Origin of the sequence: Chromohalobacter sp. HP20-39, from assembly GCF_033052815.1 — a bacterium.
Classification (GTDB): domain Bacteria; phylum Pseudomonadota; class Gammaproteobacteria; order Pseudomonadales; family Halomonadaceae; genus Chromohalobacter.
Map to the genome: position 1 here is coordinate 562,430 of NZ_JAWHTP010000001.1, position 12,358 is coordinate 574,787.

The following is a 12,358-nucleotide window of genomic DNA, read 5'->3' on the forward strand; positions in this document are numbered from 1 at the left end:
CCTTCCTCAACGTGGCTCCAACGACGTCAACACACTGCGCTCGGGTGTGCTCACGCCATCGCCTACCTCCAGTGGCCGCGAGGCCTCCAGGACTAACGCGTAGCTGACCCGCTCGAAGCTCTCGAACACCATCGCCAGGCCGCCGGGCTGGGCCGCCAGAGAGACAGTGTCACCCTCGACCGGGTCAGTCACCTGCGCCGGTGCGGCATCCAGAGCCAGCACAGTCCCCGGTGTGATGCCATTCGTACGTCCCACATCGAGCGCCACGATGGTATGCCGACCGATATAGTGCACGCCTTCGGGCACACCTAGAATCTCGCCATCGACGGCATGATCTGGAACGTGAAGGGAAAACGCCAGGGAGAGGCGTTCTTCGCGATACGGCAGCAAGCGGTCGCCGGGGTTTATTGCCTGACGCGCCTTGAGCACCTCGAAGACATCCAGGTCGCCTTCACGCCTCACCCAGCGGGCCTCGCCTACGGCGCGTAGCTCAATGCCCAGCAGCGCGTCGCTTTCGGGGTCGTGGTAAACCGTTCCGGGGCGATAGATGACACGCCGCGCGTTACGCGAGCGCGCGGCCTCCTTAACTGCACGGACATAAAACCGGTCGCCACTGCCGATCAGTTGATGCCCCTCTTCGCCCGCGACGACGTAAGGCATATCCTTGAGCCTGGCCCGCGAGTCAATGAGGCGATACTCGTTCAGAAAGGGCGCTAGCGTCTGGCGTTCGATGGTGGGGGCCGCCTCGCTCGGCGGCACTTCCCGTACACGCGGAGAGAGGTGCACGATGTCCTGCGACTTTTCACGCCCCTCGGCGGCAGACACCACACCGACTACGCCAACCAGCACCAACCCGAGTCCCACTAACCTACCGCCATATCCTGCCCACATGATCGTCTCTTCTTCTGATCGCTCGCACGTCAACCTGCCTCCGCACCGATGCTTTCGGCCCTCGGCATGCGTCAGGACGCACTGCTATACTTTTCACATGTTCGTCGCCCCGCTCCACCACTGCTGGCGACGCACCGCCTAGCCGTTCGCGCTCGGGGATATCGGCGTCCTTTCGGTTCCGTTCCCGCCAGCGGCGCATTACACTAGCGGACAAATTTCACGTGACAGCATAACGGTTTTCTTAACGCCATGGCCAAGCTGACCATTCTCGAATTTCCCGATGGGCGCCTGCGCAAGAAGGCAGCGCCCGTCGAGACCGTCGACGACGAGATCCGTACGCTGGTCGACGACATGCTCGACACCATGTACGACGCCCAAGGCATCGGCCTGGCCGCGACCCAGGTCGACGTGCATCGCCGCGTCATCGTCATGGATGTCAGCGACGATCGCTCACAGCCCCGCGTACTGATCAACCCCCAATACACCCCGCTGGGCGAAGAACGCGAGCCCATGCAGGAAGGCTGCCTGTCGATCCCCGACCATTACGCCGAGGTACCGCGTGCGTTGCGCGTCTCGCTCAAGGCGCTGGATCGCGATGGTACGCCCTACGAGCTGGAGGCCGACGGCCTGCTCGCCCACTGCATCCAGCATGAATGCGATCACCTCGAAGGTACGCTGTTCGTCGACTATCTCTCGCCGCTCAAGCGCGATCGAATCATGAAAAAGATGCAGAAACGCCACAAGGCCATGCAGGACGCCTGAGACCGCGTTTCCCTCTCGCCTCGCACTCGCCAAACGGGCCGGCACTTGCCGGCCCGTGGCATTGAACGAACACGCAAGCCGTTACGGAAGTCCGCCCGATGTCCCACTCCCTGCGCGTCGCATTCGCCGGTACGCCCGATTTCGCCGCCGCCAGCCTCGCGGCACTGCTCGAAAGCTGCCATGAGGTGGTCTCGGTGCATACCCAGCCCGACCGTGGCGCGGGACGCGGGCGCAAGCTCACGCCCAGTCCGGTCAAGGCGCTGGCGCTCGAACACGCGCTACCCGTCCACCAGCCCACCACGCTCAAGGATGACGCCGCCCGGCAGGCACTCGTCGACTGCGACGCCGACGTATTGGTCGTCGTCGCCTATGGATTGATACTCCCGCAAGCGGTGCTCGATATCCCGCGCCTGGGGTGCCTCAACGTGCATGCTTCGTTGTTGCCCCGTTGGCGCGGCGCGGCGCCCATTCAGCGCGCCATCGAAGCAGGCGACACGCGAAGCGGGGTGACCATCATGCAGATGGACGCCGGTCTCGATACCGGCGACATGCTGCTGGTACGCGACACGCCCATCACTGCGACGACTACCAGCGGCGAGCTACACGACCGTCTTGCCGCGTTGGGTGGAAAGGCCATCGTCGAGGCACTCGACGCCCTGGCAGACACCGGCCTGACCGCGACACCTCAACCGGCGGAGGGCGTCACCTACGCCACCAAGCTCAGCAAAGCCGAGGCCGAGCTCGATTTCACGCGCCCTGCCGCCGAACTCGCCGCCCGCGTGCGTGCCTTCAACCCCTGGCCGGTGGCCTGGACGCGCCTCGCCGACGAGCCGCTACGCCTGTGGCTGGCCGAGCCTGACACTGAGTCCGATACCGCCGCAGCCCCCGGCACGCTGCTGGAGAGCGCCCCGGACGCCCTGCGCATCGCCTGCGGCCCCGACGGCATCCAGGTGCTGCGCATCACCCGCGCTCAACTGCCCGGCGGCAAACCGCTCGCGGTGCGCGACCTGCTCAACGCTCGGGGCGAGCGCTTCGCTGCGGGACAATTACTGGGTCAGGAGACCAATTCATGAGTACCCCGGACATTCGCGCCGTCTGCGCCTCCGCCCTGGCCCCCGTGCTCGATGGCAAGGGCTCGCTGAACGCCTTGGATAGCACCCTGGAATCCGCCGGCGTCGAGGGGCGTGACCGTGGCCTCGCCAAGGCGCTGTGCTTCGGTGTCTGCCGCACGCTGCCGCGCCTCGAGGCGCTGTCCAAGCTCCTGCTGCGTCAGTCCTTCAAGCGCCGCGACCAGGACGTCCAGGCGCTGTTGCTGCTCGGCCTCTATCAGCTCTTGTACATGCGTGTCCCTGCGCACGCCGCCGTGGGCGAAACCGCCGGCGCCGCTCGCGCGCTGGACAAGGCGTGGGCCACGCGCGTGCTCAATGGTTGCCTGCGCCGCTTTCAGCGCGATGGCCAGACGCTTGAGGCCCAGGTCGACCGCGACCCCAGCATCGCGCTGCTGCATCCCGAATGGATGCTCACGCGTTGGCGCGAGGCCTGGCCCGACGATTGGCGCGAATTGGCCGAGGCCAACAACCAGGCCGGCCCCATGACGCTGCGGGTCAATCGCCGCCACGCAGATCGCGAAGCGTACCTGGCCCGCCTGCGCGACGCCGGCCTGGCCGCCGACCCTACGCCATACGCGGCGGATGGCGTGACCCTGCATGAAGCCTGCGACGTGCGCGCCCTGCCCGGTTTCGAAGAGGGCGCGGTGAGCGTGCAGGACGAAGCCGCCCAACTGACCGCACCGCTACTCGAGCCAGCCCTGTCCACGACACCCAAGGCCCGCGTGCTGGATGCGTGCAGCGCCCCCGGCGGCAAGACCGCGCACCTGCTCGAAGCCTTCGATCTCGAGCTTACCGCCCTGGACAGCGACGCCGAGCGACTCGGCCGCGTCGACGCCACCCTGACACGCCTCGGGCTCGAGGCCACCACGTTGGCCGCCGACGCTAGCCGCCTCGACTGGTGGGATGAGCAACCCTTCGATGCCGTGCTGCTCGACGCGCCCTGCTCAGGCACCGGTGTCATTCGCCGCCACCCGGACATCAAGCGCCTGCGTCGTCCCCGCGATATCCGCGAGCTCGCCGCGCTGCAGGCCCGGCTGCTCGACACGCTGTGGACGACCCTCGCCCCCGGCGGCACGCTTCTGTATGCCACCTGTTCAGTGATGCCCGAGGAGAACCAGGATCAAATCGCGGCCTTCCTGGCACGTACCCCGGACGCCAGCGCCGACGAACTCGACGTCGACTGGGGCCGCCCCGCCGGCGCCGGGCGCCAGCTGCTGCCGCGTCTCGAGGGACACGACGGCTTCTTCTACGCCCGGCTGCGCAAGACAACAGCGTAACCGCCGGCCTACGTCGCTCTCGACTTGCCAGCGGCGTACACGGCTTCGATACTGAGGGCATCGCCCCCATGAGTGGAGCCCTCGTGTTGCAGGATGCCCTCGAGATCATCGACACGCACTGCGCCCTGCTCGTCGTCGACGTGCAAGGCGACTTCATGCCCGGCGGCCCACTGGCCTGCGCCGATGGCGATGCTATCCTGCCAGGACTGAGCCAATTGCTTTGCGAGCGGCGTTTCGCGCACGTCGTGGCGACCCAGGACTGGCACCCCACCCGTCACGTTTCCTTCGCCAGCGAGCACGCCGGCTATCAACCCTTCGACACCCTCGATCTGTACGGTGAGCCGCAGACCCTATGGCCCGACCACTGTGTGCAGAACACGCCTGGCGCTCGGCTGCATCCCGAACTCGACTGGGCGCCGGTGGACCTGATCGTGCGCAAGGGATGCGACCCCCGCGTCGATTCCTACAGCGCCTTTCGCAACAATCTCGATCCCAAGGGCGAACGCCCCACCACGGGGTTGGCCGGCTGGCTACGCGAACGCGGCGTCGACAGCGTCTATCTTTGCGGCCTGGCGCGTGATGTGTGCGTGTTATGGAGTGCCGAGGACGCCGTCGCCGCAGGCTTCAAGACACGCTTTCTGTGGCCGCTGACACGCCCGGTCACCCATGACACTGACGCCGCCACGCGGCAGCGTCTCACTCGGCTCGGCGTCGAGATCATCGGCGCTTGAGCCATTCCATCGCACTTCAAGCGCAAGGAGAACGCCATGAGCGATCACGTCTACAAGCACATCGAGCTGACCGGTTCCTCGCCGCACGGCGTCGAAGATGCCGTGAACAACGCCTTGGAAAAGGCACGCGAGACGTTGCATGGCATGCGCTGGTTCGAGGTCATCGACATGCGCGGCCATCTCGAGGACGGCCGTGTGGGGCACTGGCAGGTCACCCTCAAGGTGGGTCTCTCCCTCGACTGACCGGGCTTGCGCCCGAGCGCCATCGCGCCCCTGTCATTGGGGGCGCTGACTGGTTTATGCTACGCGCCAGTCACTGAGCGCGGATTCCCCTCGCATGAAGATCATTATCCTCGGCGCCGGCCAGGTCGGCGGTACGCTGGCGGAACACCTGGCCAGCGAAGAAAACGACATCACCGTGGTGGATGTCGACACCAAGCGCCTGCGCGAACTCCACAACCGTCTGGATATCCGCACGGTGGTGGGAACGGCTTCCTATCCCATGGTGCTGCGCCAAGCGGGCGGCGAGGATGCCGACATGCTGATCGCGGTGACCAGCTCCGACGAAGTCAATATGGTCGCCTGCCAGGTCGCGCATACGCTGTTTCGCACGCCGACCAAGATCGCCCGCGTCCGCGCTACCGCTTATCTGACGCGCAAGGGATTGTTCTCCCACGACGCGATTCCCGTCGATGTGCTGATCAGCCCCGAGCAAGTGGTCACCGATCATATCCGCCGTCTGATCGAATACCCCGGCGCCCTGCAGGTGCTCGACTTCGCCGGCAGCCTGGCCCAACTGGTGGCCGTCAAGGCTTACTATGGCGGGCCGTTGGTGGGTCAGGAGCTCGGCTTCCTGCGGCGCCACATGCCCAACGTGGATACCCGCGTGGCGGCGATCTATCGCCGCAACCGGCCGCTGATTCCACGTGGTGACACGGTCATCGAGGCCGACGACGAAGTCTTTTTCATCGCCGCGCGCAAGGACATCCGCGCGGTAATGAGCGAGCTGCGCAAGGTCGACCGCGATTTCCGTCGTGTGATCATTGCCGGCGGCGGCAACATCGGCGAACGGCTCGCCGAGACGCTCGAACATAGCCACCAGGTCAAGATCATCGAGCATGAACTGGAACGCTGCACGGTGCTTTCGGAACGCCTTGACCGCACCGTGGTGCTGCACGGCAGCGCGACCAGCAAGCGCCTGTTGTTGGAAGAAAACATCGAGGATTGCGACATCTTCTGCGCGCTGACCAACGACGACGAGGTCAATATCATGTCGTCGATGCTGGCCAAGCGCCTGGGCGCCAAGAAGGTCTTGACGTTAATCAACAACGCCGCCTACGTGGATCTCGTCCAGGGCGGCGAGATCGATATCGCCATCTCGCCGCAGCAAGCCACCATCGGCGGTCTGCTCACCCACGTGCGACGCGGCGATATCGTCAACGTTCACTCGCTGCGGCGCGGTGCCGCCGAGGCCATCGAGGCCATCGCCCACGGCGACTCACGATCGTCCAAGGTCGTGGGGCGCACCATAGACGAAATCGATTTGCCCAGCGGCACCACCATCGGCGCCATCGTGCGCGGCAAGGAAGTCCTCATCGCCCACGACGACGTCGTCGTGGAAAGCGGTGACCATGTCATTCTGTTCGTGGTCGACAAGCGGCGCATCCGCGACGTCGAGCGTCTCTTCCAGGTGGGACTGACATTCTTCTGATGAGTATTCGGTCACGCATGGCCCCCGTTTTGGCAAGGCACATACCATGAGTCTCCTGGTAATCCTGCGGATCGTCGGGCTGTTGTTGATGCTGTTCAGCCTGACCATGGTGCCACCGCTAGTGATTTCGTTGATTTTCGACGATGCCACTGCGGACGCCTTCGTCATCGGCTTGGGGATCTCGTTCATCACCGGGGCGCTGCTTTACTGGCCGACCCGTCACGCTCGACGTGAATTGCGCACCCGTGACGGTTTTCTGATCACCGTGATGTTCTGGAGCGTACTGGGGCTGTTCGGTTCGCTGCCGCTGATGCTGGCTGAGGACCCGTCGCTATCATTCACCGACGCCGTGTTCGAATCGTTTTCCGGCCTCACTACCACCGGCGCCACTATCCTCACCGGCATCGACCTGCTGCCCGAGTCGATTCTCTTCTACCGCCAGCAGCTGCAATGGCTGGGCGGCATGGGGATCGTGGTACTGGCGGTGGCGATCCTGCCGACGCTGGGCATCGGTGGCATGCAACTTTACCGTACCGAGATTCCCGGGCCACTCAAGGACTCCAAGCTAACCCCACGCATCACCGAGACCGCCAAGGCCCTGTGGTACATCTATGCCGCCCTGACACTGGCGTGCTTCCTGGCGTATTGGCTGGCGGGGATGAGTTGGTTCGATGCCATCGGGCACAGCTTCTCGACCGTCGCCATCGGCGGTTTCTCGACACACGACGCCAGCATCGGCTATTTCGACAGCGCAACCATCGAGCTGATCTGCGTATTCTTCATGATCGTTTCGTCGTTGAGCTTCGGGCTGCACTTCGCAGTGTGGCGTGAGAAGCGCCTGCGTCATTATTTGCTCGACCCCGAATTCCGCTTTTTCGTGGTCTTTCTGGCGCTACTGGTCAGCATCACCATCGCCACGCTCATGTTGAGTGGCACCTACGACGACACCCTGGGACTGCGCCACGGCTTGTTCGAGGCGGTCTCGATAGCCACCACCACCGGTTTCGGCGTCGCCGACTTCACCGCGTGGCCAGGTGTACTGCCGTTCATGCTGTTCATCGCGGCGTTCGTCGGTGCCTGTTCGGGGTCCGCCGGCGGGGGCATGAAGGTGATCCGCATTCTGTTGATTCTCAAACAGGGCCTGCGTGAGATTCACCGCCTGATCCACCCCAATGCGGTCTTTTCGGTCAAGGTTGGCAAGATGCGCATTTCCAGTGGCGTGGCCGAAGCGGTATGGGGGTTCTTCTCCGCCTATATGCTGCTGTTCGTGCTAATGCTCCTGATCCTGCTCTCCACCGGGCTGGATCAGGTGACCGCCTGGTCGGCGGTGGGCTCGGCCCTCAACAACCTGGGCCCGGGGCTGGGCGGCGTGGCCTCGCACTACGGTGACATGCCGGATCTCGCCAAATGGACCCTGGTGATGGCGATGATGTTCGGGCGCCTGGAAATCTTCACCATCCTGGTGCTGTTCACGCCCGCCTTCTGGCGACGCTGAAACCGTACGCGACGATCCTCTCCCCAAAAACGCTATTATGCTTGCTTCAAGCTAGTCATAGCGGCTTTCACATCCTTATTCCCTGAACAATCAGAACTTTAAAGGCCAATTGCCCGGGTGCCGCGATGGTGGCAATGCTACCATGCGCGCTTCCCGGCCCACCGCTAGGGGCCGTCATCCATTGTTCAGTCCCGAGAGAGTGTCATGTCCGCCAGCCTCGCTAGCCCTTTACGCACGGTGCTCCGCCTAGGGCTCATTCCGCAAATCGTCATCGGTATCGTTCTCGGCATCGTCGTGGCCACTTTATGGCCGGATGCCGCCACCTCGATATCCCTTCTGGGCCAGGTCTTCATCTCAGCCCTGAAAGCCGTAGCACCGGTGCTGGTCTTCCTGTTGGTCATGGCGGCCATCGCCAATCATCGCCGCGGCCAACCCACGCATATTCGCGGCGTGCTGCTGCTGTACGTGGTCGGTACCCTGTGCGCCGCCTTGGTGGCCGTCGTCGCCAGCTTCGCGTTCCCGACATCGCTGGTCATCGACGCGCCTCAGGCAAGCGGCCAGCCGCCGGGCGGCATCACCGAGATCCTGCGCAACCTGCTGCTCAATGTCGTGGCCAACCCCATCGCCGCGCTGATGAACGCCAATTTCGTGGGCATCCTGGCCTGGGCGATCGGACTGGGCATGATGCTGCGCGGCACCTCCGCGACGACCCTCGGGGTGCTCAATGCCTTCTCCGATGCCGTCTCCAACATCGTGCGCTTGGTGATCCGCTTCGCGCCGCTGGGCATCTTCGGCCTGGTCGCCGGCACCCTCGCGGATACCGGCATGAACGCACTGCTCGACTACGCCCATCTGCTTGCCGTCATCGTCGGTTGCATGGTGTTCGTGGCGCTGGTCACCAATCCCTTGATCGTGTTCCTGGCGACACGGCGCAATCCGTATCCCTTGGTCTTCGCCTGTCTGCGCGGCAGCGCTATCACGGCGTTCTTCACGCGCAGTAGCGCCGCCAACATCCCGGTCAACATGGAGCTCTGCGAGCGCCTAGAGTTGGACCCCGACACCTATTCGATTTCGATTCCGCTGGGCGCCACCATCAACATGGCCGGCGCCGCCATCACCATCTCGGTGATCACCTTAGCGGCCGCCCATACCTTGGGCATTACTGTGGACTTCGCCTCGGCACTCTTGCTGTGCATCGTCGCTTCTCTCGCTGCCTGCGGCGTCTCCGGCGTGGCCGGCGGGTCCCTGCTGCTCATCCCGATGGCCGCCAGTCTATTCGGTATTTCCAATGACGTGGCCATGCAGGTCGTCGCTATCGGCTTTGTCATCAGCGTCGTGCAGGACGCCACGGAGACCGCGTTGAACTCGTCCACCGATGTGTTATTCACCGCTGCGGCGTGCCGCACCCAGCGCTGAGCCGCACGTTCGACGCCCCGCTCGCAGCAGTATCGAGCGGGGACGGGTTTGGCCCGCCCCCTGCCATCGTGGATAATCGAGCTTTTCCGCCACCGAAGCGAAACGCCGAATGCCCGATACTACCGCCGGCCCTCGCCAGGTCATCGATCAGGGTGAGACCCGTTACACCCTTCTGGGTACCGCCCACGTCTCGCGCGCCAGCGCCGACGAGGTCCGCGAAATGATCCGTTCCGGCGACTTCGACGCCGTGGCCATCGAGTTGTGCCCCACGCGCTACCAGAGCGCCACCCAGCCCGACGCCATGGCCAAGATGGATCTCTTCCAGGTCCTGCGTCAGGGCAAGGCCGGCATGGTCGCCGCGAGTCTCGCGCTGGGCGCCTTCCAGCAACGTGTCGCCGAGCAGTCCGGCGTGACACCAGGCGCCGAGATGCAGATGGCGATCAAGGAAACCAAGCGCGCGGACCTGCCGTTGTATCTCGTCGATCGCGACATCGGCGTGACCCTCAAGCGTATCTATCACAACGTGCCCTGGTGGCAACGCATGAGCCTGATTTCAGGGCTCCTGGGCAGCGTGGTCTCGCGCAAGAAAGTCTCTAGCGAGGAGATCGAGCGCCTCAAGGAAGGCGATGTGCTCGAGTCGACCTTCGCCGAGTTCGCCGAGCAGTCCGAGTCGCTCTATGCTCCCTTGATCCGCGAGCGCGACCGTTACATGGCCCTGCGCCTACGCGAAGAAGTCGCCGGAAAAGCACCACGGCATATTCTGGTCGTCGTCGGTGCCGGACACATGAAGGGCCTAGGGGAACACCTGCAAGCGCTGGGGCAGCAACCGCCCAGTGCCGAGGCTATCGACGAGGAACGCCGCTCACTGGAGGTCACCCCGCAGCGATCCAAGCTTTGGAAAGCCCTGCCGTGGGTCATCGTCGCGCTGGTACTGACCGGCTTCGCCATCGGTTTCTCCCGCGATACCGGGCTCGGCTGGTCACTGGTCGGTGAATGGTTCCTGATCAACGGCGCGCTCTCGGCATTCGGCACCGTCATCGCACTGGCCCACCCACTGACCATCATCGCGACCTTCATCGCGGCTCCGCTGACCTCGCTCAACCCCACCATCGGCGCCGGATTCGTCGCCGCCGGCGTAGAGCTGGCACTGCGCCGCCCTACCGTGGGGGACTTCTCGCGCCTGCGCCATGACGTCAGCGCACCGCGCGGCTGGTGGAAAAACCGCGTCGCCCGCACGCTGCTGGTATTCCTGCTCGCCACGTTAGGCTCCGCCGCCGGCACCTGGATTGCCGGGCTACGCATCGCCGGGCAGTTGTTCGGGTAAGGGCTTATTCGATCTGCCAAGGAGTGACCATGACCCGCATCCCGTTATTCTGTAGTGGCCTCCTGGCCCTGATTAACGTGGCCATGACGCAGGCGTTCCCGGATGCGGTTACCTCCATCGATTGGCCGCTCCTGATCGGTGCGTCCATAGTCATGGCTTTAACGCCTGGCGCCAATCAGCTCTTATCGCTTTCCAATGGTTTCCATGTCGGTGTCGCGCCTGCCATGACGGCGGCCTGCGGACGCTTCGCAGCGTTCGCCTTGATGGTGGTCGGTGTCGCCGTGGGGCTCGGGCATTGGCTGGCAACCTCCGCGGTGTTCTTCAACGTACTCAAGTGGATTGGCGTGGCGTATCTGTCGTATCTCGGAGTGAGATCATTGCTGACGGCTTGGCGACCTACAGCGGTACGTCCGAGCGAGAGCATCGAGACCGCGCAGGCCTGGCCGCTGCTACGCCGGGAAGCGCTGGTCGCACTCTCCAACCCCAAGGCATATGTGCTGTTTGCGCTCTTCCTGCCGCAGTTCCTGCATACCGATGGAGCGTCGTTCGCACCGGCAATCATGCTGGCGGGGCTGGCCTATATCCTGATCGAGTTCGCTTGCGCGCTGCTCTATGCCGGCGCGGGGCATCTACTCGGGCGCGGCAGCCTCAGTCTGAGTCGGCAACGCTGGCTGGATGGTATCAGCGGCTCGCTAATGGTTAGCCTGGCCGGGTGGTTGGCGTTGGCAAAACGCCAGACTTAAACCGGGAGGTCGATGATCCAACCCAATACGGCGCAGTGTCAGGGGCGAAAGCCAAACGACAGCGTCATGGCGGAAAACGAGGGTTATAGGTCATTTGAGACTATCACGGTACAGGCTACTCTAAACCTCGAACCCGCTCTACAGAGGCAATTATCGTGGACTCGAAGATACGTATCGTCATACCGATCTACCCCGGCGTAACGCACCTGGATTTCACTGGGCCTCATCAATTCTTCTCGCGTGTGCCGCAGGTCGATGTGGTGGTCGCCTCCCCCGGCGGGGAGCCCGTCGACGCCCAGGGATTGACGTTTTCCAACCTGGACAACCTGACAGACATCGCGACTTGCGACGTTCTCTGCGTTCCCGGTGGTTTAGGCTGCCTCGATGCGGCCGAAGACGCCACATTTATCCACGCCATTCGACACTTGGCCGGCACCGCAAAGTTCGTGACCTCGGTATGCACCGGCTCCTTGATTCTGGGAGCGGCGGGGCTGCTCCACGGAAGACGAGCCGCCTGCCATTGGGCGTGGCGCGACATGCTGCCATTGTTCGGCGCCATCCCGGACCCGGCGCGCGTCGTGCGCGATGACGAGATCATCACAGGCGGCGGTGTCACCGCCGGAATCGATTTCGCGCTGACCGTCATCGCCGCACTGATCGATGACGCGACCGCTCAGCGTACTCAACTGATTCTCGAATATGCGCCCGCGCCGCCGTTTGATGCCGGACGCCCCGAAACAGCCCCGGCCGCCATCCACGACCACGTCGTCGCCGACATGGCCGAGATGCAGGCCTCTCGTTACCGACAGGCACAACACCTAGCCGAGCGTTACGCTACAAAGCGCTAACCCTGATGATCGCCTGCCATTGATGCGCGCGCTCAACACGGCGTTGCAAGA

12 protein-coding genes are annotated in these 12,358 nt (G+C 64.1%); 11 read left to right on the forward strand and 1 reads right to left on the reverse strand.

The genetic code is table 11. The annotated features are described in order from the left end of the window. Window positions 1-6: 6 nt before the first annotated feature. Window positions 7-891, reverse strand: coding sequence for a peptidoglycan-binding protein (locus RVY79_RS02615; protein WP_317462454.1), 885 nt, complete (start codon window positions 889-891; stop codon window positions 7-9). 249 nt (window positions 892-1,140) lie between these two features. Between RVY79_RS02615 and def the strand changes: the two genes are divergently transcribed. The 11 genes from def to RVY79_RS02670 all read left to right on the forward strand — a co-directional run bounded on the left by def (window position 1,141) and on the right by RVY79_RS02670 (window position 12,307). Beyond that, window positions 1,141-1,653, forward strand: coding sequence for a peptide deformylase (def, locus tag RVY79_RS02620; RefSeq protein WP_317462456.1), 513 nt, complete (start codon window positions 1,141-1,143; stop codon window positions 1,651-1,653). 98 nt (window positions 1,654-1,751) lie between these two features. Next, window positions 1,752-2,726 (forward strand): methionyl-tRNA formyltransferase, encoded by a 975-nt coding sequence (fmt, locus tag RVY79_RS02625; protein ID WP_317462457.1) that lies wholly within the window; start codon window positions 1,752-1,754, stop codon window positions 2,724-2,726. Then, the gene (gene rsmB / locus RVY79_RS02630) at window positions 2,723-4,039 is read left to right on the forward strand and encodes a 16S rRNA (cytosine(967)-C(5))-methyltransferase RsmB (RefSeq protein WP_317462458.1); all 1,317 of its coding nucleotides are present in this window, start codon (window positions 2,723-2,725) and stop codon (window positions 4,037-4,039) included. The genes fmt and rsmB overlap by 4 nt, the downstream gene beginning before the upstream one ends. A gap of 68 nt (window positions 4,040-4,107) precedes the next feature. Then, on the forward strand, window positions 4,108-4,770 hold the full coding sequence (locus RVY79_RS02635; RefSeq protein ID WP_317462459.1) for a nicotinamidase: 663 nt from the start codon (window positions 4,108-4,110) through the stop codon (window positions 4,768-4,770). Between the two features lie 36 nt (window positions 4,771-4,806). Beyond that, window positions 4,807-5,013, forward strand: coding sequence for a dodecin (locus RVY79_RS02640; protein ID WP_317462460.1), 207 nt, complete (start codon window positions 4,807-4,809; stop codon window positions 5,011-5,013). A 94-nt stretch (window positions 5,014-5,107) separates the two neighbouring features. Continuing rightward, window positions 5,108-6,481 carry a Trk system potassium transporter TrkA gene (gene trkA, locus RVY79_RS02645; RefSeq protein WP_317462462.1) on the forward strand — a complete coding sequence of 458 codons (1,374 nt, stop codon included), beginning with the start codon at window positions 5,108-5,110 and terminating at the stop codon, window positions 6,479-6,481. Window positions 6,482-6,527: 46 nt separating this feature from the next. Next, window positions 6,528-7,976 carry a TrkH family potassium uptake protein gene (locus RVY79_RS02650; protein ID WP_317462463.1) on the forward strand — a complete coding sequence of 483 codons (1,449 nt, stop codon included), beginning with the start codon at window positions 6,528-6,530 and terminating at the stop codon, window positions 7,974-7,976. Window positions 7,977-8,180: 204 nt separating this feature from the next. Next, window positions 8,181-9,392 (forward strand): serine/threonine transporter SstT, encoded by a 1,212-nt coding sequence (gene sstT, locus RVY79_RS02655; RefSeq protein WP_317462464.1) that lies wholly within the window; start codon window positions 8,181-8,183, stop codon window positions 9,390-9,392. A gap of 109 nt (window positions 9,393-9,501) precedes the next feature. After that, the gene (locus tag RVY79_RS02660) at window positions 9,502-10,716 is read left to right on the forward strand and encodes a TraB/GumN family protein (protein WP_317462465.1); all 1,215 of its coding nucleotides are present in this window, start codon (window positions 9,502-9,504) and stop codon (window positions 10,714-10,716) included. 29 nt (window positions 10,717-10,745) lie between these two features. Continuing rightward, the gene (locus RVY79_RS02665; protein WP_317462466.1) at window positions 10,746-11,459 is read left to right on the forward strand and encodes a LysE family translocator; all 714 of its coding nucleotides are present in this window, start codon (window positions 10,746-10,748) and stop codon (window positions 11,457-11,459) included. A 155-nt stretch (window positions 11,460-11,614) separates the two neighbouring features. Next, window positions 11,615-12,307 (forward strand): DJ-1/PfpI family protein, encoded by a 693-nt coding sequence (locus tag RVY79_RS02670; RefSeq protein WP_317462467.1) that lies wholly within the window; start codon window positions 11,615-11,617, stop codon window positions 12,305-12,307. Window positions 12,308-12,358 lie beyond the last annotated feature (51 nt).